This is a genomic window from Trichocoleus sp. AS-A1 (genome assembly GCF_039962015.1).
GTDB lineage: Bacteria > Cyanobacteriota > Cyanobacteriia > Cyanobacteriales > FACHB-T130 > FACHB-T130.
Genome location: NZ_JAMPKG010000011.1, coordinates 73,536 through 94,016, shown reverse-complemented (window position 1 = coordinate 94,016; position 20,481 = coordinate 73,536). Strand labels below are relative to the sequence as shown.

The 20,481-nt window shown below is 47.9% G+C and carries 23 protein-coding genes and 2 pseudogenes; 14 read left to right on the top strand and 11 right to left on the bottom strand.

The window, feature by feature from the left end:
* Positions 1-60 precede the first annotated feature (60 nt).
* On the bottom strand, positions 61-252 hold the full coding sequence (locus NC994_RS10725) for a hypothetical protein (protein WP_190435167.1): 192 nt from the start codon (positions 250-252) through the stop codon (positions 61-63).
* Positions 253-264: 12 nt separating this feature from the next.
* On the opposite strand from NC994_RS10725, the gene NC994_RS10720 reads away from it, so the two are divergent.
* Positions 265-825: a Uma2 family endonuclease gene (locus NC994_RS10720; protein ID WP_190435164.1), complete on the top strand. Its 561-nt coding sequence runs from the start codon at positions 265-267 to the stop codon at positions 823-825.
* An 85-nt stretch (positions 826-910) separates the two neighbouring features.
* On the opposite strand, the gene NC994_RS10715 is transcribed toward NC994_RS10720, so the two are convergent.
* Genes NC994_RS10715 through NC994_RS10705 form a run of 3 tightly spaced genes read right to left on the bottom strand, consistent with a single transcriptional unit; the run spans position 911 to position 2,689 of the window.
* Complete coding sequence (locus NC994_RS10715; RefSeq protein WP_190435161.1) at positions 911-2,260, bottom strand: GGDEF domain-containing protein; 1,350 nt, start codon at positions 2,258-2,260, stop codon at positions 911-913.
* Between the two features lie 20 nt (positions 2,261-2,280).
* Positions 2,281-2,409 carry a hypothetical protein gene (locus NC994_RS10710; protein WP_277878246.1) on the bottom strand — a complete coding sequence of 43 codons (129 nt, stop codon included), beginning with the start codon at positions 2,407-2,409 and terminating at the stop codon, positions 2,281-2,283.
* Positions 2,396-2,689, bottom strand: a complete 294-nt coding sequence (locus NC994_RS10705; RefSeq protein WP_190435158.1) for a hypothetical protein — start codon at positions 2,687-2,689, stop codon at positions 2,396-2,398. Before NC994_RS10705 ends, NC994_RS10710 begins: the two co-directional genes overlap by 14 nt.
* Positions 2,690-3,058: 369 nt before the next feature.
* Between NC994_RS10705 and topA the strand changes: the two genes are divergently transcribed.
* The 3 genes from topA (at position 3,059) to NC994_RS10690 (ending at position 6,564) form a co-directional block, all read left to right on the top strand.
* Positions 3,059-5,731, top strand: coding sequence for a type I DNA topoisomerase (gene topA, locus NC994_RS10700; protein WP_190435154.1), 2,673 nt, complete (start codon positions 3,059-3,061; stop codon positions 5,729-5,731).
* A gap of 192 nt (positions 5,732-5,923) precedes the next feature.
* Complete coding sequence (locus tag NC994_RS10695; RefSeq protein ID WP_190427668.1) at positions 5,924-6,154, top strand: hypothetical protein; 231 nt, start codon at positions 5,924-5,926, stop codon at positions 6,152-6,154.
* Complete coding sequence (locus NC994_RS10690; RefSeq protein ID WP_190435151.1) at positions 6,151-6,564, top strand: PIN domain-containing protein; 414 nt, start codon at positions 6,151-6,153, stop codon at positions 6,562-6,564. Before NC994_RS10695 ends, NC994_RS10690 begins: the two co-directional genes overlap by 4 nt.
* A 335-nt stretch (positions 6,565-6,899) precedes the next feature.
* Here NC994_RS10690 and NC994_RS10685 read toward each other — a convergent pair whose 3' ends face one another.
* The 5 genes and pseudogenes from NC994_RS10685 to NC994_RS10665 form a co-directional block, all read right to left on the bottom strand.
* Positions 6,900-8,561 (bottom strand): ATP-binding protein, encoded by a 1,662-nt coding sequence (locus NC994_RS10685; RefSeq protein ID WP_242030368.1) that lies wholly within the window; start codon positions 8,559-8,561, stop codon positions 6,900-6,902.
* Between the two features lie 143 nt (positions 8,562-8,704).
* The gene (locus tag NC994_RS10680) at positions 8,705-9,679 is read right to left on the bottom strand and encodes an ABC transporter substrate-binding protein (protein WP_190435148.1); all 975 of its coding nucleotides are present in this window, start codon (positions 9,677-9,679) and stop codon (positions 8,705-8,707) included.
* A 50-nt stretch (positions 9,680-9,729) separates the two neighbouring features.
* Positions 9,730-9,933 (bottom strand): hypothetical protein, encoded by a 204-nt coding sequence (locus tag NC994_RS10675; protein ID WP_190435359.1) that lies wholly within the window; start codon positions 9,931-9,933, stop codon positions 9,730-9,732.
* Between the two features lie 41 nt (positions 9,934-9,974).
* Positions 9,975-10,500, bottom strand: a pseudogene (locus NC994_RS10670) (hypothetical protein).
* Between the two features lie 102 nt (positions 10,501-10,602).
* Positions 10,603-11,712 (bottom strand): AAA family ATPase, encoded by a 1,110-nt coding sequence (locus NC994_RS10665; RefSeq protein ID WP_347276549.1) that lies wholly within the window; start codon positions 11,710-11,712, stop codon positions 10,603-10,605.
* Positions 11,713-12,024: 312 nt separating this feature from the next.
* Between NC994_RS10665 and NC994_RS10660 the strand changes: the two genes are divergently transcribed.
* From NC994_RS10660 to NC994_RS10630, 7 genes are read left to right on the top strand one after another with little or no spacing between them, the layout of a single operon-like run.
* Positions 12,025-12,360, top strand: a complete 336-nt coding sequence (locus NC994_RS10660; protein ID WP_190435144.1) for an NADH-quinone oxidoreductase subunit K — start codon at positions 12,025-12,027, stop codon at positions 12,358-12,360.
* Positions 12,357-13,790, top strand: a complete 1,434-nt coding sequence (locus NC994_RS10655) for a cation:proton antiporter (protein WP_190435141.1) — start codon at positions 12,357-12,359, stop codon at positions 13,788-13,790. Before NC994_RS10660 ends, NC994_RS10655 begins: the two co-directional genes overlap by 4 nt.
* Positions 13,787-14,176, top strand: a complete 390-nt coding sequence (locus NC994_RS10650) for a Na+/H+ antiporter subunit E (RefSeq protein WP_190435138.1) — start codon at positions 13,787-13,789, stop codon at positions 14,174-14,176. Before NC994_RS10655 ends, NC994_RS10650 begins: the two co-directional genes overlap by 4 nt.
* 8 nt (positions 14,177-14,184) lie before the next feature.
* The gene (locus tag NC994_RS10645; protein ID WP_190435332.1) at positions 14,185-14,436 is read left to right on the top strand and encodes a hypothetical protein; all 252 of its coding nucleotides are present in this window, start codon (positions 14,185-14,187) and stop codon (positions 14,434-14,436) included.
* Positions 14,433-14,714: a monovalent cation/H(+) antiporter subunit G gene (locus NC994_RS10640; protein WP_190435135.1), complete on the top strand. Its 282-nt coding sequence runs from the start codon at positions 14,433-14,435 to the stop codon at positions 14,712-14,714. Before NC994_RS10645 ends, NC994_RS10640 begins: the two co-directional genes overlap by 4 nt.
* The gene (locus NC994_RS10635) at positions 14,711-15,298 is read left to right on the top strand and encodes a DUF4040 domain-containing protein (protein ID WP_190435132.1); all 588 of its coding nucleotides are present in this window, start codon (positions 14,711-14,713) and stop codon (positions 15,296-15,298) included. Before NC994_RS10640 ends, NC994_RS10635 begins: the two co-directional genes overlap by 4 nt.
* Positions 15,295-15,954, top strand: coding sequence for a Na(+)/H(+) antiporter subunit B (locus tag NC994_RS10630; RefSeq protein WP_190435129.1), 660 nt, complete (start codon positions 15,295-15,297; stop codon positions 15,952-15,954). The genes NC994_RS10635 and NC994_RS10630 overlap by 4 nt, the downstream gene beginning before the upstream one ends.
* A 12-nt stretch (positions 15,955-15,966) precedes the next feature.
* On the opposite strand, the gene NC994_RS10625 is transcribed toward NC994_RS10630, so the two are convergent.
* Entirely contained in the window at positions 15,967-16,677 is a 711-nt protein-coding gene (locus NC994_RS10625) for a cytochrome b/b6 domain-containing protein (RefSeq protein ID WP_190435126.1), read from the bottom strand.
* Positions 16,678-16,929: 252 nt separating this feature from the next.
* On the opposite strand from NC994_RS10625, the pseudogene NC994_RS10620 reads away from it, so the two are divergent.
* The 3 genes and pseudogenes from NC994_RS10620 to NC994_RS10610 form a co-directional block, all read left to right on the top strand.
* Positions 16,930-17,656 (top strand): annotated as a pseudogene (locus NC994_RS10620) (STAS domain-containing protein); the annotation flags it as partial.
* Between the two features lie 119 nt (positions 17,657-17,775).
* A complete protein-coding gene (locus NC994_RS10615) occupies positions 17,776-19,212 on the top strand; it encodes a cation:proton antiporter (RefSeq protein WP_190426611.1) in 1,437 nt (478 codons plus the stop codon).
* Positions 19,190-19,318, top strand: a complete 129-nt coding sequence (locus tag NC994_RS10610) for a hypothetical protein (protein ID WP_277878942.1) — start codon at positions 19,190-19,192, stop codon at positions 19,316-19,318. Before NC994_RS10615 ends, NC994_RS10610 begins: the two co-directional genes overlap by 23 nt.
* On the opposite strand, the gene ald is transcribed toward NC994_RS10610, so the two are convergent.
* Complete coding sequence (ald, locus tag NC994_RS10605) at positions 19,307-20,395, bottom strand: alanine dehydrogenase (RefSeq protein ID WP_190435124.1); 1,089 nt, start codon at positions 20,393-20,395, stop codon at positions 19,307-19,309. The two genes, NC994_RS10610 and ald, sit on opposite strands and share 12 nt — an antisense overlap.
* Positions 20,396-20,481 lie beyond the last annotated feature (86 nt).

Sequence of the window (20,481 nt, the reverse complement as noted above, 5' to 3'; positions counted from 1 at the left end):
AGGCAGAGAGACTGAGACTCTTAATATTATTTAATTTTATGGCGTTCGGGGTTGCTTGGATTATTGATGAGGGCGATCGCTTTTGGCGTCATGAACCCCAAAGACGCTAAGAACAAGGAAAAAAGGCAGGAAAGAGGCGAACTGACTTGTCAGCGCAACGCGCGATCGCGCTGTCGCTAAAATCTCAGTATGGCGATCGCGTGTCTTCGATTCTGTAACGATGACGCCATTGATTTTTTCGAGATTCTGCAAGGGCAAAAACCGATGGTACAGTCTTCTTGGGCTACTGTAACTGATGAAGAATTGATGCTCATCAGTTCTAAAAATCCAGATTTACAATTTGAGCGGAACGCTGACGGGTCATTGGTAATTATGCCGCCAACTGGAGGAATTTCTGGGAATCGAGAGGCGAAAGCAGTGGCTTATCTGCTGAATTGGGTGGAAACTCACGATTTAGGAGATGTTTTTGGTCCCAGTACGGGGTTCAAGTTAGCGAATACAGCGATTAAATCGCCGGATGCTGCTTTTGTTGCTAAAGGACGCTTGGCAGAAGATTGGGATCGGCAAGAAGATAGGTTTTTAAATTTGGCTCCCGATTTTGTTATCGAAATTCGTTCTAAATCTGATAGTTTAGAAACGCTCCAGGCCAAGATGCGCGAGTATATCGATAACGGAGTACGTTTGGGATGGTTGTTTGACCGTCAAAATCAGCAAGCTTGGGTGTATCGTCCAGATGGCTCAGTTACCCAATATCCCGCTACAGCGGTTTTGAGTGGTGAGGATGTGGTGCCTGGATTTACGTTACCTGTGCGGAGTTTGCTGTAAGCGCGATCGCGTTTGGAGAAATGAACCCCTAAGGAGCAAAACCCACATTTTGTAGAGAAGCGATTTCTCGCATCTGGAGAGGGTTTTAGGTTTGTACAGAAAATTCTTCAGGATCGATTCCCCAATTCACCCAGCCAATCGCTTCACGCGCCGATTTCATATTAGGCGGAACGCGCAAGGCATGAATGTGTCCGGTACTGGGGCAAGTCATTTTTAATAAATATATTGGCTCTACATCGAGCTTATTATCTATTTTTAATAAGGTATATTCTTGCCAAAAATCTAATATAGTTGCTTGCAATTCCTGGCAAATACGGCTGTAGCCAATTACCTGTATTAATACTCGTCGCAGTTCCGCATTATCTTCTTTTAAAAGCCATTGAGGTTGCCACTGACTTGGGTGCAGTTTGCCGTATTCTTCTGGTAATGTTACGCCGTGATAGGAGTAAAAATTATATCCATCAGCAAATTGGATTGCCGGTTCTCCTTCGGCATGGAGGCGATTTTGGCTATCGAAAGAGATTTTTATAGGGCGTTCGCTGACTATATTTTGTGTATCAAAGTAGCGCCAAGTCCATCCTGCAAACTGCTGTAACTGCCAATAGGCTTGTCTTTGGGTGTCTCGATCAATGCCATTCAAAGCAGCAATAGACTTAACCGTTTCCCTTGCTGATTCAAATTGAGAAGTTACAACTAAAATATCAATCTTTTCTGTAATGGGGCAGGTTTTCTGTAACAAATTAACCGGATAATTCAATAAATTAAGTTGGAGTAAAGTATATTCCTCCCAAGAATCTAATTCTGTAGCTCGTAAGTCTTGTAAAAATCCACTAGCATCCTTGATTATTACTTGCTTGGATTCCGAATAAGTCTCTTCTAAAAACGATTCGGTTCTCATAGAGAATTGGATGGGACCTTCCACGCGATCGCGTCCGTTGGATTTAGCCTTATCTGTCTCAAGCTCGGCTACTTTAATTAATTCCTGCCAGTTTAATTCAGGCTCTGGAAAGCAAACTGCTACTCCCGCAGAGACAGTGCAACGATGAATGTAGTAATTCGGATCTACGTATAGTAGCTTAGCTCCTTCCCTAAGTTGCTCGGCTAGTCGCCTACAATCTTCTAGGGAAGTTTCTGGCAAAATTACTGCAAATTCATCACCTCCTTTGCGGCAGACTATCGCTGAGTTAGGAATATTTCTTTGTAAGAAGCTCCCCAATTCTTGCAGGAAGAAATTGCCTATTGAGAAACCAACCAAATTGTTGTACCTTTGAAACCAATCGATATTTAGCAGAATTAGACCTAATAATTGCTGACTTCTTTCTCGACACCCCTGCCACTGCAAGAATGCAAACATATAACGCCGATTCAATAAACCTGTGAGCGGGTCGCGAAATATTTGGTTAAATTGCAAATCATCAATCAGGAGCTGGTTCATTTATTCGGTGTAGGCTGCTTTTACCACTTCTGCGGCTTTTTGACGGTCGATTGGTTCGGTGGAAAGCGCGATCGCGCTTTCCACGTCTCCCGATAAACTGGAATCAGCGCTTCTTGTGACGTAAGTTTATCAATCTTAATCTGCGACATATCGCCATCCTTGAGGCTCGTATTCGCGCTGAATTCGCACCATCCATCTGCCTTGGGGAATAGAAATCGCCTTATGCTCCTCGTGGGTTAAAGTTGCCGTCTCTGAGAAGACGTGCAGATAAAGCGTGCCATCTTTCTCATATAGTTCCGCTTGTCCGTCGCTGATGCGGTGCTTGTGTCCCGTCACCTCGCCTTCGGCTAAAGTCAGGTGAGGTAGCTTTTGCCCCTCGGTTTGCTGTGCGGGGAACAAAATCACATCGCCTTGTCGAATGGGTTGCATCGGTTCTCCTCCAAATGCTGCTAAGCTGTTTCAGCCTGATGTTGGCATCCATTCTGGCACACCTCGAAATAGAAGGAGGTCGCCATTGCAATCCTCCATAAGTTAAACATTGAGATAGCTTTAAATTAAGCCTGGTGCAAACAGCTCTCTGGGTAGCGGCTCTAAAAAAGCGAGTTATCTTTGGGAGAGCGAATCGCCCCTAGATGCGATTTACCGCCATTCGTGAAACCGGCTCTCGTCAGACTTGGTACGCAAAATCAAGACTTCAGTCGTCGGTTTTCCGCATAAAATCCTCTTAATCGCTCTTGACATCTGACATAAAGTATTTAAATTAACTGTTCAGCCCAGCTGCTATTTCTCCAAGCTCCCATGTCAACCCTCGTTATCGTCGAATCTCCCACCAAAGCACGCACCATCAGTAAATTTTTGCCTTCCAGCTACCGGGTCGAGGCGTCGATGGGTCATGTACGCGACCTGCCCCAATCCAGTAAAGAAATTCCCGAAGCCTACAAAGGGGAAAAATGGGCGCAGCTGGGAGTAAATGTGGATGCGGACTTTGAACCCCTGTATGTCGTCCCCAACGACAAAAAGAAGATTGTCACCGCCCTGAAAAATGCCCTGAAAGATGCGGATGAATTGGTGTTGGCAACTGACGAAGACCGAGAAGGCGAAAGCATTAGCTGGCATTTGCTCCAGCTCTTGAAGCCAAAGGTTCCCATCAAGCGAATGGTATTCCACGAAATCACCAAAGAAGCCATCCGCGACGCCCTGAAGAACTGCCGCAATATTGATGAGCAGGTGGTTCGCGCTCAGGAGACGCGGCGGATATTAGACCGGCTGGTGGGATATACCCTGTCGCCGCTGTTGTGGAAGAAAATTTCCTATGGCTTATCGGCGGGACGGGTGCAGTCGGTAGCAGTGCGGCTGTTGGTAAATCGAGAGCGTCAACGTCGAGCCTTCCGCCAAGGCAGCTACTGGGATCTCAAGGCAAGTTTAAACAAAGACAAGACACCCTTTGAAGCGCGACTTGTCGCTCTCAAGGGGACGAGAATTGCCACTGGCAGCGATTTTGATGAAGCCACGGGACAAATTATTGCCGGACGGAATGTGATTCTGCTCTCGGAAGCGGAAGCGAGAAGTTTAGAGGCGCGACTGGCAGATAAAACCTGGACGGTGGCTGACTTAGAAGAGCGTCCGGTTACTCGCAAACCTTTACCGCCGTTTACCACCTCGACGCTCCAACAGGAGGCGAACCGGAAACTACATTTATCTGCCCGCGACACGATGCGAACTGCCCAGAGTTTGTACGAGCAGGGGTATATTACCTATATGCGGACAGATTCAGTGCATTTGTCGCAACAAGCGATCGCTGCGGCTCGCAGTTGTGTCGAGCAAATGTACGGTAAGCAATACCTCAGCCCGGAACCCCGCCAGTACACGACGAAAAGCAAGGGCGCTCAAGAAGCTCACGAAGCCATTCGCCCCGCCGGTAGCAGCTTCCGCACTCCCCAGGAAACCGGCTTAAGCGGTCGGGAATTCGCTCTATATGACCTGATTTGGAAGCGCACTGTCGCCACCCAAATGGCAGAATCTCGCCAAACTCAAATTACCGTGCAGTTGCAAGTCGAAGATGCCGGTTTTCGGGCTAGCGGCAAACGGATTGACTTTCACGGCTTCTTACGCGCCTACGTGGAAGGATCGGACGATCCTCATGCGGCACTAGAAGACATGGAAGTGATTTTACCAACTCTCAAAAAAGGCGATCGCCCGACCTGCAAAAAGTTAGAATCCATCGGTCACGAAACTCAGCCACCGGCAAGATACACGGAAGCTTCCCTCGTTAAGACCCTGGAAAGTGAAGGCATCGGGCGTCCCAGTACCTACGCCAGCATCATCGGCACGATTATCGAGAAAGGCTATGCCCAAATGAATGGCAACGCCCTCGTTCCTACCTTCACCGCCTTTGCCGTTACCAGTCTGCTAGAACAACACTTTCCCGATTTGGTCGATCCCAGCTTCACCTCTAAGATGGAGCAAACCCTAGATGAAATTTCCACTGGGGAAGCCAAATGGCTGCCATACCTGAAAAAGTTCTATCTCGGAGAAATGGGTCTGGCAACCCAAGTCAAGGAAAGGGAAAAGGGGATTGATGCCACATCTGCCCGTACTATCGAATTGGACGATCTCGGTGGGGCGAAAGTCCGGATTGGTCAATATGGCCCCTACATTGAAGCTGAAAAGGACTCTGGGCCAGTAAAAGCCTCGTTGCCTAAGGATCTGACCCCCTCAGACATCCACGCTGAGCTAATTGAGACGCTGCTACAGCAGAAAACAGAAGGCCCCGATAAAGTCGGCTTGCATCCGGAAACCGGCGAACCGATTTACGTGCTGATTGGCACTTACGGCCCCTACGTCCAACTGGGCGATGCCACGGAGGAGAACAAAAAACCCAAACGCGCCTCTCTTCCCAAGGGGGTCACGATTGAGGACGTAACGCTGGATATGGCAGTTGGCTTGCTATCTCTGCCGCGTACTTTGGGCATTCACCCCGAAACTAACGGCAAAGTCCAGGCAGGATTGGGACGCTTTGGCCCTTACGTCGTCCACGACCAAGGCAAGGAGGGCAAAGAGTATCGCTCCCTGAAAGCCAGTGACGATGTATTGACAATTGACATCGAACGTGCAATTGAGCTGCTAGCTGAACCGAAAAAGGGACGCGGCGCGACTCGCAGCAAGTCTAAGGCACCGTTACGAGAACTGGGGACTCACCCGACTGATGGGGAACCCGTGAATATCTACGATGGCCCTTATGGCCCTTACATCAAGCATGGGAAGACGAATGCTTCTGTGCCAGAAGGGGAATCTGTGGAAGGGTTGACGATGGAAAAAGCGCTGGAAGCATTGGCAGCGAAGGCAGGTTCCACAACAAAATCTAGTCGCAAATCAACTACTAAGAGTGGAACATCTACCAAAAAGACCACAACTGGGAAGACAACCGCTAAAAAGACGACAGCAACCACTAGCACTAAGAAAAAATCTTAGTTTCTTGCCGGTGAAGGGAAGCGATCGCTCTTTTCTCGAAAATGAAAGCGATCGCTTCCCTTCAATAGAGTGTTAGACAAAGTGCGATCGCTCTTATCGTTGCAGAGGAGGGGGGCGTGAAGCGTGAGCTATCCCGTAGGAAATCGCCCACACTATAATTACTGGCATCTGTGGAAAGCTGGAGTCGTTCCCATGTCGTTACAAGAACTCAAAGAGCAAGCTTTTAATTTATCTGTGAGCGATCGCCTTGCACTGGTCAATGCGATTATCCAATCTCTGCAAGACACTCTCAACCCACAACCAAACCGAAAAACCCTGATTAACCAGATGCGAGGATTGCTGAAGACAGAGCAGTCACCACTAACTGATGCTCAAATTCAGGCAATCTTGGAAGAACGTCGGGTGGAGAAGTATCTCCAGTGAGAGTCCTGATCGATACTAATTTTGTTTTAGATTATTTACTGGAGCGAGAGCCGTTTTTGCAAGATGCAGAAGCATTGTTTCAGGCGATCGGTTCTGAGCAGGTTGTTGGTTATGGTACTGCAACAACACTAACTGACATCTTCTACATTGCTAGAAGACAAACTCAGAGCGTTGAACGGGCAAGGCAGGTAATCTCTATTACACTGACAGTTATGGAAATTTGCCCCGTCGATCGTGCTGTCTTAGAGGTAGCTTTAACATCTGGTCTAAGAGATTTTGAAGATGCTGTACAGGTTGCTTGTGCGATCGCTCAAAGTTTAGATGCAATTGTTACCCGTGATACACAGGATTTTTCTAATGCAACCGTACCCGTGTTATCTGTTAGTCAGCTATTGGAACAGTTGAAATAGTTCTGTACTTTAACACTAATGCGATCGCTTCCCTTCAAAGAGTGTTAGACAAAGAGCGATCGCTCTTATCGTTGCTCAAGAGAGGAGATGCGTGAAGTGTTAGCTATCCCGCAGGGAATCGCTATCTGCCAACAGTTAATTCTCAGGTAGGAAGATGCCAGTTGCTTTCAATCCACAGTGCCCGTGCTTCAACTACGTGACATCCTCCTACACCGAATCGAAGATTACGGTGTAGGCTTCCTTACCTCGCGATAACGCTTTCCTGCTTATTTCCTAAATCATCGAAACGATTAAGAAGCCATAGTTATTAATAAAATCTGACATTTACTATTTCCTCATTCCCCCATTTTCCCAGCTTCTCTGCTTTTTTGTCGCACGGGAATTTCAATGATAAACTGCGCTCCTTCTCCGGGAGCAGAAATACATTTTAATTGACCGTTATGTTTTTCTACCACAAGCTGATAGCTAATAGATAATCCTAATCCCGTGCCTTTTCCTACTGGTTTCGTGGTAAAAAACGGATCAAATATCCGCTGTTGTATTTCTTGGTTCATCCCTGATCCATTATCGGCGATCGCTACCACTACCCAATCTGATTCATTAATGGAAGTGCGAATAAAAATCTGTTTTTTTTCATTACCTGTTGCTTCTGATAAAGCATCAATACTATTATTGATAATATTCATAAACGCTTGATTCAACTGCCCAGCATAACACTCAATCTTGGGTAAGTTTCCATAAGCTTTAATAATTTCAATACTGGGAGAATCTCTCTCCCCATTCAATCGATGTTTTAAAATTAATAAAGTGCTATCAATACCTTCGTGAATATCAACTTTTTTAAGTTCTGACTCGTCGTGACGGGCAAAGTTCCGCAAACTAAGGACAATCTGACGGATGCGTTCGCTGCCAACTTTCATAGAAGCGAGCATCTTGGGTAAATCATCAGCCAGAAATTCCCACTCCATCTCTTCAGTCTGTTCGACAATTTCACGAACGGGATTCGGATAGTGTTGCTGATAGAGATGAACCAGGCTGAGTAAGTCTTGGGTGTAGTCATTGACATAAAGAAGATTGCCGTGAATGAAATTAACCGGATTGTTGATTTCATGAGCAACTCCCGCAACCAGTTGACCTAAGCTAGACATTTTCTCGGCGTGAATCAGTTGTGCTTGGGTTTGTTTTAGCTTGTCTAAAGCTTGTTTTAGTTCTTCATTTTGGCGCAGTGTTTCTGTATTCTTCTGAACTTCTTCAGCCATTCGATCGAAAGCGATTGAAATCTGACTCAGTTCATCAGAGCCTTTTAAATTAGCACGGACTTCTAAATTTCCTTGCGCTAAGCTGTTACTAGCTGCAACCAGTTTGCCTACTCGCAAGTTCAAGGTTTTGTAAAAGAAGAACCAGAGAATGCTACAAAGCACGGCAAGAGCAACACTGTAGGTTAGCGATCGCTCTAAAGCATCGTTGTATGCCTGAGCTTTTAGCGACGAAAGGTCATACTCCAACAACAACACAGCTACCCTCGACGGTAGGATTTCTCCAGGCGAAGCTCCCAAAAGCACTGGATAAATTGCCCTGAGGGTTTGTCTATCGTCCGAGAAAATTACCTGCTTTGACTGAGTTTGCTGGACTTCTTTGATCGCTGATAAGCTGGAGGCTGCTAGAGTGTTGCTGATTAAGCGATTTTGCAAGTCAAAACGAGTTGACAAGAGTACTCGCTCATTTTCATCACAAAGCAAAGCTAACCGCAGATTAGGAGCGGGAGCAATCTGAGCGATCGCTAAATGGGCACCCTTACCTTGAGCCGTTCTGTACAAGTACTCTAGTAACGTTGCTGTTTGACTTGCAGAAAATTCAGCCTGCTGTCTGATAATCGTTTCGGTACGGGAGAAGGACTGAGAGACTTCCCGTTGAAACGAAACCAAACCTAACACACTGCCGAACACTAACAGAATCCCTGGAATCGAAAACCGCAGAGGAAAGGGGAAGCGATGCATAGGTAGACTTTTTGCAAAAATAGTTTTGCCTGGAGGCATGAACCACAGATTAACCCAGATAAACACAGATGAATCTGATATTAACTGTAGGCATCTGTGGTTTTTTCATAAAGGTATGTTGAGTGTTGCAATCGGTCTACGCTTTAGGGCTTGACATCTCTAACCAGTCTGTCATCGAGCAGAGGGTTAAGGTCTACGTCTTGTTTCAGTATGTTATTTTCAACCAAGAATTGGGATAACCGTTGGGTTCCCTTGAGCAACACAGAATTGGTTTTTCCCAAGAGTTTCTGGTTTTCCTCAAGGGTGACGAGCTGAAGCCCCTTGAGGGATGATAAGAATTGTTCGGGTGTGATTCCTTGTCGCCGTGCCATTCGACGAGCGGCATCTTCGGGATTTTTCTCAATATAATCGAGAGCGCGGAACCAACCCTGGATTAACACCTGCAATTGAGTAGCATGCGTCGTCAACAACGACTCACTGCCAATTAGCACATCGACTACTTCACCAGGAATCTGGCTGCTGTCAAAGAGTAACTTGGCTCCGGCGTTGAGTATATTGGAGCGGTATGGCTCAAAGGTGACAATGGCATCAACGCGACCTTGTTTGAACGCCTCCTCCTGCTCCGATAGCTCCACAGGGACAATCTTGACATCTTTGAGTGACAGACCGACTTGTTCTAAGCCACGGCTCAGGACAAATGGTGCCAGCATTGACCTGTCAAAGCCAACCCTGCGCCCTTTTAAACTTTGCAGATTCGCGATCGCTGGTTTAGCTACAATGGCGTCTGCACCATTAGAGATATCCATAATTAGCCAAGCACGGACATCTGGATGAGTCGGCGCTAATGGCAAAAACCCAGTCATCGGTGTGGCGCTCATTTCTACTTCACCGTTCCGGTAAGCTCTGTTTGGGTCGAAGTTGGGATACTCCACTAATTGAATCGGGGTTTTACCGTAGTATCCCAGTTCGCGAGCCAGAAATAGAGGTTCATACCCAGGCCAAACATTGGTACCAATCCGTAAGGGTTTCAGGGGTGCTGGGACACAACTGATTAGAATGAAGCTTGAGAGGGCGATCGCCACAATTAACAACTTCACAGGCAAAGTGAAACCTCTCATCTTTATTCCTCTGAGTGCAGTCCTAATAGAAAGCTCTTTTTACCTGAGTATTATCGAATACTTTTCAGGACTAGACTTTTCTGAGGAGCGATCGCCCCAGTAATCCTTGTGGTCGAACCAGAAGCATGATGAACAAGATAACCCTGCTCGGAGCCGTAAATCAAGCCTTGGTGCTGCAATCGGGCGATCGCTCCTTGGAGACTGCCTCCTCTAGACAGGTAATGCTTGTGAGCGATCGCTGTTATTAGATCCACGAACCCGAAACTGCGATCGCTTCCCTTCAAAGAGTGTTATTTTATCGCCTACCCTCTTTCCACTCTTCCCCACCTGGTAGCTGAACTAAATTCTCATCAATGATTGCTGGTAAAGTTTTTGCCGAAGGTTCATACGTTAAATCGAGCAATCTCTGAGCCGTCATTATTAAATCTGTTCTATCCACCGACGCTGCAAGTTGGCAAGGATGATAAAAATAATCCATAGCTTCTATATTTGCCGGACGAAGTGCTGCCTCAATTGCCTCTTCTAGAAAAGGCTTCCATTCATCTTGCTCGATGTAGTAAGACGTTTTATTCTCTTTGAGATTTAATGTTTGAATTTGCTGGAGAGAATCTGAAATTAAAGCTGCCCAGGAATTAGTTAAACACTGGTCAACTTGGTTTTGAATCAAGTGAGTCAGCATTGTGACCAGACACGCTTCGATATTACAAAGGATCGCTTGTTTACTCATGACTCATCCCCTCCAGCTCATGCACAATTGCCAAAGCATCTGCATAGGGTCCTTCTAAGATGCTAGTTCTTAGGTCGATTAGTTCTTGAGTTATAAATGCTACCTTCACAGATAGGCGTTGATAGGCTGAATATAGCATTCAGTCACCTGACATCTTGACTACCCCCTTAAGCGATCGCTCCCACACACTTTGGTATCAACTCAAGCGCTGGCGAAGCCACAAAGCAAACAGAGGCAGAGCCAGTCGATAGCCTTGTTCGGAGCCGTAAATCAAGCCTTTGTGCTGCAATCCCGCGATCGCACCTTGAAGACTCCCCCCTCTAGACAGGCAATGCTTGTGAATGTAATCTCGACTTTGCGGCTTGTCAGTGGGATCTAACGCCAGAGACTCCAACAGATGCGTCTGGTTAGCTGGAAGCAGCATCAGTAATGACTCGAAGACCATCGATAGGTCGGCTAGTAGTTCTTGGATTGCCTGCTGGACGTGCCAATCGCGAATTAGCCCGTCAGAAACTCGTACCGACTTGAGGCGTCGCACCAGTGCCGAAGCATCGCCTAAGTGTCCCTGCACCGCATTGACAAAGAGTTCCAGCGCTTGCGATCGCGGATCGAAAGTCAGCCCTTCGCCATGCAAAACTGCCTGAACCCAGGCAGCGACAACATCGTCCGATAAGGGAGCCAACTGCATGGTTTCCAAGCTGTTGCCTGGTTCATCAGGATGAAGACTAGTTTCTGCGATCGTGGCGATTAATACATAACTCACCTGAGTCTGACGCTGAATCTCGTTCCTCAAAAACGTTTCCCACATTCCATTGCGATCCCAAGAGCGAATGTGGGGGAAGCTTTCCAAAATCAGCACCACCCGTTTCCCCGAAGACTCCGCTAACTGTTGCAGGAGATAAAGTAATGCTTCAAATGCTTGCCAAAGCTGCTCTTTATTCTCTGCGCGAACGGGTTTCAGTCGCTGCCTGCCACTTGCTTCATCTTTCAGGACAAATAATTCAGATGCCTTGCGTTCAATCCACTCTCTGATGAAAGCTTGAGCCGTTGCACTTTGAAACGTCTGATCTATACTCTCGCACAGCAATTGCACGAAGCGCTGACCATCAGTAACCCGGATGCAGTCAACCTCCACGATTTTAACTCCAACTTCCTGAGCTGCCCGCCGTACCAGAGTCCGCCGTCCGCTTCCCGGCACTCCAGTAATTAGCAGGTCGCCATCACGCGCTAAAACCTGCGTAATTCGCTGGAATTGCCCTTGCCGCCCAACTAATTGAAACGGTGCTGATAAATCCACAAGATTCACGGCTTTAGCGTCCCGCTCCCAAGTGTAGAAACCTTCTGGCAGCAGGCCTTGACTCGTTGGCAAGCCGCCACCTGTATCGGTGGACGAGCCAGGGCTGAGGTTAAGCATTGATTTGCCAATCGATTCTGTCATACCGCTATTGCTGCGTGTTTTATCCTACCCGATCGCAAGCTCAAACCAACAAGTTAGTGTGGCATGAGTCTATAGTTTACCCTGGCACTTTTCAATAGTGTCAATACTTTCCGGCACTATTAAAAAGTGCTATATATCTTTTAGCACCATTTAACAGGCATTTACTCATAGGCAATTCCCGTGTTAGAAGCATTTGTCTTCGCAACAATCTTGTGCGGATTTCTCGGCATCATCCTTAAAAAGAACCTAGTTATGAAGATCATCTCTATGGATGTCATGAGTACAGGGGTTATCGCCTATTACGTGCTGATTGCATCGCGAGATGGTTTATTCACGCCCATTATTTCAGACGCGGCAAATGGGGCTTACGCCGATCCGGTTCCTCAAGCGGTCATCTTGACAGGGATTGTGATTGGCTTTTCGATTCAGTGCTTAATGCTGGTCGGTGTCATGAAGTTGGCACGGGATAATCCCACCCTGGAAACCAACGAGATCGAGAAGAGCAATACCCCATGAATACCATTACCCTTGCATGGATCGCACTACCGTTTTTCTTGGGGTTCACCATCTATCTGTTCCCCAAACTTGACAAAACCCTTGCACTGTTTACAGCTTTTGCTTCGGCTGCATATGCGTTGCAGCTATTTGTCGAACAGTCGCCCCTGAAACTAGAGTTACTAGATCATTTCAGCGTCACATTAATAGTCGATCAGTTAAGCGGCTACTTTATCTTGACCAATGCGCTGGTAACAGCCGCAGTCATCCTCTACTGTTGGCAAAGCGATAAGACGACTTTCTTTTATGCACAAGCCATCATTTTGCATGGCAGCCTCAATGCCGCGTTCGCCTGTGCCGACTTTATCAGTTTATACGTGGCGTTAGAGGTGAGCGGGATTGCCGCATTTCTCTTGATTACCTATACCCGCACCGATCGCTCGATTTGGGTTGGCTTGCGCTATCTGTTTATCAGCAACACGGCAATGCTGTTTTATCTGGTGGGTGCGGTGCTTGCCTATCAGACCAATCATTCGTTTAGTTTTGCAGCTTTGCGCGGGGCACCACCGGAGGCGCTTGCCCTTGTATTTCTGGGACTCTTGATTAAAGGGGGAATCTTTGTATCGGGATTGTGGCTACCGTTGACCCACTCCGAATCGGAGACACCAGTATCGGCGTTGCTGTCGGGAGTTGTGGTCAAAGCTGGAGTCTATCCGCTAGTGCGTTGTGCGCTGATGGTGGATGAACTCGATCCACTCATCCGGATTTTCGGAGTTGGGACAGCCCTGCTAGGCGTGTTCTATGCTGTCTTTGAAAAGGATGCCAAGCGGATGCTGGCGTTTCATACGGTTTCGCAGTTAGGCTTTATCCTCGCTGCGCCAGTCGTAGGTGGCTTTTATGCACTGACTCACGGACTGGTCAAATCGGCACTCTTCCTGATTGCGGGTGCTTTACCAAGCCGCAACTTCAAGGAACTGCAACATAAGCCGATCAATACAACCGTCTGGATTGCTCTGGTCATCGCCAGCTTCTCGATCTCAGGCTTTCCCTTGTTGTCCGGCTTTGGGGCGAAGGTGTTAACGACGAAAAATCTTCTGCCCTGGCAAGCGATCGCCATGAATGTTGCGGCGTTGGGAACAGCTATCTCGTTTGCCAAATTCATATTCTTGCCGCATAAACCGGACGGCGAGGATGTAGTAAAGCCTGGTTTCTGGCCAGCAGTGAGCCTGCTACTCGGTGGCTTGTTTGCGGCAAACGTTGTCTATTACGAGGCGTATAGCCTTGAGAATATCGTGAAACCACTGGCAACCATAGGCATTGGTTGGTTGGCGTATCTGTTGATTTTCAAACGATCCGTACTCAAGCTGCCCCGTGTTATGGAGCAATTTGAGCATCTGATCGGTGGGATGAGTCTCATGTTAATCCTGCTCTTTTGGATGGTGTTGCCATGATTGGGTATTTGAATCTGATATTGCGACTGGCCATCTGGTTTTTGCTAACTGCTAATCTGAGTCCGGCAAATATCATCATTGGTATCAGCATCGCACTCCTTTTACCGGGACGCCCCAAAGCCCCAGGACGATTGAAGGACTGGCTGCGGGCGCTGTGGGAAACGCTCGTGGCGATTCCGCAGGCATATAAGGAAGCCTTTGAAATGATCCTCCGTCCCCATAATTACGAAGATGTGACGATGGAACAAGTCAAACCTGGACGGACACCTGGACTCATCTTCCTGGATATATTTCTGATCACCTTTACGCCCAAAACCATTGTCTTGAAGTACCACGAAAATGGCTGGTACGAAGTCCACTGGGTGCGACGGAGGAGAAAAGCATGAACTTGGCACTGAACTGGGCACTGGTTGCGATGATTCTGGCTATGCTCATACCCATGTACGAGGCTTGGCAGGATGATGATATTTGGCAAAAAATGTTGGCATTTTCCAGTGTCGCCAGCAAGACATCCATCATACTCCTGGTTGTATCGGTCTTACGAGATGATTGGATGCTCGGTGTTGTAGGAGTCATCATCCTGAGTGTGGGTAATGCCGGATTAATGTTGTTGGCACAAATCCTTAAACGACTGAATCAAGTATGATTACCGCACTTAGTTACGCCTGTATCGGTATCGGAATTTTCTTCTGGTTTTGGGGAACCTTCCCCCTAATCGGCGATCGCTCGGTATTATTCAAGCTGCATACTCTTTCGGTTGCAGATACGCTAGGGAGCATGCTCATCATGGTCGGACTGCTCCTTCCGAAAGTACCTAGCGAATGGCCGTTGCTCATCCTTGGCATTATCACATTAGCAATCTGGAATACAGTGCTGGGGTATGTGTTGGCATACGGTTCCAGCAGTGGAGGAAATCAATCATGAATGATAGCTATATCTATGTCATAACCGCCCTGATGCCGTTGTCCGCACTCATGCTAATACTTCAGACCAATCCATACCATGCCCTGGTAATCCAGGGAATATCGGGAGCGGTAGCAACATTGGTATTTGCGGTTTTGGGGGCGGCGGATGTTGCTTTGACCCAAGCCTTGATGGGTACTCTGCTCGCGATTACACTTTATGCGATCGCGGTGCGTTCATCGCTGGTGATGCGTCTGGGTGTACTCGAAGACGGGGCGATCAAGACAGATGACGAGTCCCATTTAGGGCAACTGATGGATGACTTACGAACAATTTTCGGCAAACACTATATGCGTCTTGAGGTAATCCCGTACACGAATACGCAGGCTTTGCACCGGGCACTGATGGAAAAAGAAGTCCATGCGACCTGTGCCAGACGAGACTACGATAATCAAGACTTTGTAGCGAGTGAGGACGAACAAGAACCCTATCACACCACAACTAGGGTTCGACGCCTCTATGACATCATGCGAACCGAACTTTCGTCACCAGCAACAAACCTAACTTATGTAAATGCATCAGACTTAGGGGAGGAACAGAAATGAAATGGGTCTACATTGCAGCGGGGATAGCGCTGTTCGTCAAATTCCTTGTCATGCCCAATCCGGCACCGGACTTATCGTTCTCGATCGTCCAAACGCTTGTACAAGAGAGTGGAGTACCTAATGCAGTTACGGCTGTCATTCTCAGGAATCGGCTGTATGACACGATCTTTGAAGTAGTGGTATTTACGATCGCGGTAATGGGTGCCCATTATCTACTGGCGAATGAGAGGCCGTTCTGCGCGATCTATCAGTTCACCGATCAACCCTCGATTATTATGGGGCGTCTGGGAGCGACCATTGCTGCGTTGGTGGGTATCGAACTGGCGATTCGCGGGCATCTGAGTCCGGGCGGTGGTTTTGCGGCTGGAGTTGCGGGCGGAACGGCGATCGGACTTGTTGCAATTACCTCATCAACGGAGTGGATGCAGGAAATCTACAAGCGCTGGCACGCCGCTACATGGGAGAAGGTTTCGGTTCTTATTTTCATTGTCCTGTCAGTTATCACTCTAGCCGGATATGAATTACCGCACGGAGAGTTGGGCGCACTTTTCAGCGGCGGGGTTATCCCCCTGCTCAACATCCTAGTTGCAGTAAAAGTCGCGTTGGGTTCTTGGGCGGCTGTTTTGGTTTTTATTCATTATCGGGGATTGTTGTAAGAGATTATGCAGCTACTTAAAGAGTGGAACAATCCAAGCAGCAGTTAGGCTCATCAACACGAGAATCTCTAAAACTTTGAGAGGAAAGGACAGTTTCAACCACTCTTTAGCAAAAGTCGGTTGCCAACCAGACCACCATTGAAGAATATTTTCTCGCCACAAAGTGGGACTATCTTTAGGGCGGAACTGGTAACTTAATATTGACAAGAGAAGGGGAATTCCTCCTACCTTGGCACTCATTAAGAGATGCAAGGCGATACAGACAACCATCACTACCCATGAAATGAGGTGAGCATAATACCAACCATGATTAAGCTCTCCCCTTGGCAACCAATTTTCATCCATCATCTTGCCAGAGAAAACGGCAAAAGTCAGTGCCAAGATAGCAAGGGTGTTAATAACTCGATGCAGCGTGTACCACCATACAGGTTTACCCAACTGTCCAAGTTTTGCCACAAAATCCTGCTGGATAAGTCTTTTGTGTCCACGATGGAAAGCATATAGAGCAAATAGAGGAAATACAAGTAAGGCATATAGCCCAAACGTGCCATGAATTCCTTCTATTTCCTTTAACTCTGGCAAGGGAATTCTTCCCCATCGCCCATCGTAGACATCGTATGTCCAGAAAGCGGTCAAAATCGCAGCAATTACGAAAAGACCAGTAAAGCCATGCAGAATACGGAGAAGAAAAGGTTGATATGGCTCAGAGGGTTTTGCAGGCATGAACTGAAATTTTCCACTCATCTTCCACTCATTCAATTGTCTCACTCTGCGATCGCCTATCCAAAAAAGCCATAACCTATCAATTTAGATAGTGGTTGACGGATGCTTGGCAGAGTTTGAGAATAGGAGATCGCCTATTCTCCCTAGTCATGATGCTCCCCTAATGAAAAATCCTTTGAGGTTATGGGTGATTTACTCAATGATTTGAGGAGCGATCGCCTTTGAAGTAGGTTGACCTAAAATCCTTTCGTTGCCACCTCAGCGTTATCAGGTTTAACACGGGCGTTGGTGCTGCTGGTTGTAGTTTTGGGGGCTGCCAGACTTACCGAACCGATTTCGATGGCAGTGTTAACGGGGATTGCCCTTAGGGTCGGGATTGATATTCTCGACTGGAGTTTCCCTGAAGCGATCGCACCAGCGATCCCTCAAGGGTTCCCCGATCATGTACGGGGTGTTGTTCTTGACAGTGTTTGTGGATCTGATCGTGGCAGTGGGTGTTGGTGTATTTATTGCCAATATCCTCACTATTGAACGGTTGAGCAATTTGCAATCCAAGGAAGTCAAGTTGATTACCGATACGGATGACGATGCGCGGTTGACCAATGAACAGAAGCAACTGCTGGATAAAGGCAACGGACGTGTCTTGCTGTTTTACCTGACTGGTCCAATGATTTTTGGCTTGTCGAAAGCGATCGCACGGGAACACAATGCCATGAAGGAAGCCGATGCGTTGGTGATGGATCTTAGCGATGTGCCCTTGCTAGGGGTAACGGCTTCGCTGGCGATTGAAAACGCGATTCGCGATGCCCACGATAAGGGGTTACAGGTTTACATAGTCGGTGCCAGCGAGAAAATTCAGCGCCGCTTGCAAAAGTTAGGACTGTTCGATCTAGTGACCCGAGAGCATATCTTAAGCGATCGCACTGAAGCCCTGCGTCAAGCGGTTGATCTGGTTTACCGCAAAGAGATAGTTGCCTAATTCACCTGTTTGGAGGTTTGATGAATCGAGGCGATCTAATGCGTCAGAAAACTAGCTGGCAATCAATTGCCTCTCATTCAAATAAGGTTTGATTCATTTTTACCACCAAAACCTAACCCATGTTTTTGAACCATACAATGACAGCTTTAAGTTCTGGGATGGCATCTCTGATTGCTCCCATGCCCTTGTTAGCAACGGTAGAGGCAGAAAATTCACCGATTGTTCTGGCTGGAGTTCTGCTGAGTTTAGTCGTGATTTATATCGCCAGTAAACTCGGCGCGGAACTCGCTAAACAATTTGATTTTCCACCCGTTCTGGGTGAACTGGTGGCAGGGGTGATTGTCGGGGTATCTGCTTTACACCTGATCGTCTTTCCCGAAAGTGGACTGTCAGCCTCAGATTCAGCGGTGATGACCGTGCTGCAATGGATTAATCATCTGTCTCCCGCAGCCCTCACGAGCGTATATGAGTCCCAGAGTGAAGTCATTTCAGTGCTGGCTGAATTGGGCGTGATTATTCTGCTATTTGAAATTGGTCTGGAATCGGATCTCAAACAACTCAAAGAAGTGGGTTCTCAAGCTGCGATAGTCGCCTGCGTGGGGGTGGCAGTTCCGTTTGCCGCTGGTACCGCTGGCTTGATGATGTTCTTTCACACACCTGCAATTCCAGCAATTTTTGCAGGCGCTGCTTTGACGGCAACCAGCATCGGAATTACGTCCAAAGTGTTGTCTGAGTTAGGACAGCTTAAATCCAAAGAAGGTCAAATCATTGTTGGTGCGGCGGTGATTGATGATGTCCTGGGAATCATTGTCTTGGCTGTTGTCGCCAGTTTAGCCAAAACGGGTGAGATTGATGTTGCTAATGTCATCTACCTGATTGTGAGTGCAACAGCGTTTCTGCTCGGTTCCATTTTGTTGGGCGGCATCTTTAACCAAACCTTCAATGCGATTGTGGAGAAATTCAAAACCCGTGGCAATGTGGTTATGCCAGCATTTATCTTTGCCTTTTTCATGGCATTTCTGGGCAGCGCGATTCATCTAGAAGCGATTTTGGGTGCTTTTGCCGCTGGCTTGGTTCTGGATGAAACTGATGCCCGTAATGAGTTAGATGAACTAGTAAAACCGATCGCCGATCTACTGGTACCCATCTTCTTTGTGACGGTGGGAGCGCGAGCCGATCTAGGCGTGTTGAATCCGACGGTGCCTGAGAATCGTGCCGGAATTTTGATTGCCGCATTTTTGATGGTAGTTGCCATTCTCGGCAAGGTAGTGACGGGTTGGGCGGTGTTTGGTCAGCCCGGAATTAATCGACTCGCGATCGGAGTTGGCATGATTCCACGGGGTGAAGTCGGGCTAGTGTTTGCCGGAATCGGTTCTGCGAGTGGGGTTCTGGATAAGCCGTTAGAGGTATCCATTATTATCATGGTGATTCTGACCACATTTCTGGCTCCACCGTTTCTGCGGATCGCCTTTGGTGAGCCAGTCGAACCCCCAAGCAAGGGCGAACCTGCCAGTGAGCAATCAATTTTGGTGAGTGAATCTCAGCCTACGCCGTGAGGACGCTGGGGGCGATCGCTGTACCATGAACGCCACAGATCGCGATCGCCCCACTACCAACCTCTCGCCTATTTCCTTACCCGTAATGTCACAGTTAATCAGCTAAATCGGGAAACACTTCGCGGACGGCAGGATGAACCAGGCGGTGATTCTGCACGTTGATACCCCTTGCTAAAGCCGGGTCGAGTTCTAGAGCTTTCATCCCCTGGTTCGCCAGCTTCAGGACGTAGGGTAAAGTGCTGTTGTTCAGTCCCTGAGTGGCTGTCCAGGGAACGGCTCCCGGCATATTCGGGACGCCGTAGTGGACGACGCCTTCCTCGATGTAGATAGGATTGGTGTGGGTCGTTGGTCGCACCGTCTCGACACAACCGCCTTGATCGACTGCCACATCGACAATTACCGAACCGGGATGCATTTTTTGTACCAACTTCCGAGGGACTAAGATAGGGGCGCGACGCCCTGGAACTAAAACCGCCCCAACAAGTAAATCGGCTTCCGAAACGACCGCTTCTACTTGCAGGGAGTTACTGTAGAGCAGCTCAACTCTGGAGCCAAAGAGGGTTTCCAGATACGCCAACCGCTCGACATTCACATCCAAAATCTGGACGCGGGCACCCATGCCTACCGCCATTCGAGCCGCTTCGGTGCCAACGACACCGCCGCCTAAAATCACCACGTTACCCGGTTTGACACCGGGAATACCGCCCAGAAGAATCCCCCGACCTCCTTGATGGCGCTCCAAAAACTGTGCCCCGAACTGTACGGAGAGGCGACCGGCGATAATGCTCATGGGGGTGAGCAGGGGCAATTTTCGATCGGGGAGTTCTACCGTTTCGTAAGCGATCGCGCTGACGCCACAATCAATCAGATGCTCGGTCAACCCCCGATCGGCTGCCAAGTGCAAATAAGTAAACAGCATCTGCCCTTTCTGGAGAAACTGGTACTCTGGCTTCAGTGGTTCTTTCACCTTAACCACCAGTTCTCGGTTCCAAGCATCCTTCGCTTCTAGGACAATTTTTGCCCCGGCAAGAATATAATCTTCATCAGAGAAGCCAGCACCATTACCAGCCGCGGATTCTACAAAAATCGCGTGACCGTTTTCACTGAGTACCCGGACGCTACTAGGACTTAACCCTACCCGAAATTCACGATCTTTGGTTTCCTTGGGAACGCCAATTTCCATTTATATACCTCAAATTGCTCGGCTATCTATTGAATTGACTATAGGTGCCACACCTGGTGACTTGTTGCATTGGGAGTTACCTCCCT

Coding starts and splice junctions, on each gene's coding strand:
- NC994_RS10705 (WP_190435158.1), bottom strand. CDS start 2,689: ATGCAACCCATTCGACAAGGCGATGTGATTTTGTTCCCCGCACAGCAA.
- NC994_RS10630 (WP_190435129.1), top strand. CDS start 15,295: ATGAAATGGGTCTACATTGCAGCGGGGATAGCGCTGTTCGTCAAATTC.
- NC994_RS10695 (WP_190427668.1), top strand. CDS start 5,924: ATGTCGTTACAAGAACTCAAAGAGCAAGCTTTTAATTTATCTGTGAGC.
- ald (WP_190435124.1), bottom strand. CDS start 20,395: ATGGAAATTGGCGTTCCCAAGGAAACCAAAGATCGTGAATTTCGGGTA.
- NC994_RS10710 (WP_277878246.1), bottom strand. CDS start 2,409: ATGTCGCAGATTAAGATTGATAAACTTACGTCACAAGAAGCGCTGATT.
- NC994_RS10680 (WP_190435148.1), bottom strand. CDS start 9,679: ATGAGAGGTTTCACTTTGCCTGTGAAGTTGTTAATTGTGGCGATCGCC.
- NC994_RS10615 (WP_190426611.1), top strand. CDS start 17,776: ATGTTTTTGAACCATACAATGACAGCTTTAAGTTCTGGGATGGCATCT.
- NC994_RS10650 (WP_190435138.1), top strand. CDS start 13,787: ATGATTGGGTATTTGAATCTGATATTGCGACTGGCCATCTGGTTTTTG.
- NC994_RS10640 (WP_190435135.1), top strand. CDS start 14,433: ATGATTACCGCACTTAGTTACGCCTGTATCGGTATCGGAATTTTCTTC.
- topA (WP_190435154.1), top strand. CDS start 3,059: ATGTCAACCCTCGTTATCGTCGAATCTCCCACCAAAGCACGCACCATC.
- NC994_RS10625 (WP_190435126.1), bottom strand. CDS start 16,677: ATGCCTGCAAAACCCTCTGAGCCATATCAACCTTTTCTTCTCCGTATT.
- NC994_RS10655 (WP_190435141.1), top strand. CDS start 12,357: ATGAATACCATTACCCTTGCATGGATCGCACTACCGTTTTTCTTGGGG.
- NC994_RS10715 (WP_190435161.1), bottom strand. CDS start 2,260: ATGAACCAGCTCCTGATTGATGATTTGCAATTTAACCAAATATTTCGC.
- NC994_RS10685 (WP_242030368.1), bottom strand. CDS start 8,561: ATGCATCGCTTCCCCTTTCCTCTGCGGTTTTCGATTCCAGGGATTCTG.
- NC994_RS10720 (WP_190435164.1), top strand. CDS start 265: ATGGTACAGTCTTCTTGGGCTACTGTAACTGATGAAGAATTGATGCTC.
- NC994_RS10635 (WP_190435132.1), top strand. CDS start 14,711: ATGAATGATAGCTATATCTATGTCATAACCGCCCTGATGCCGTTGTCC.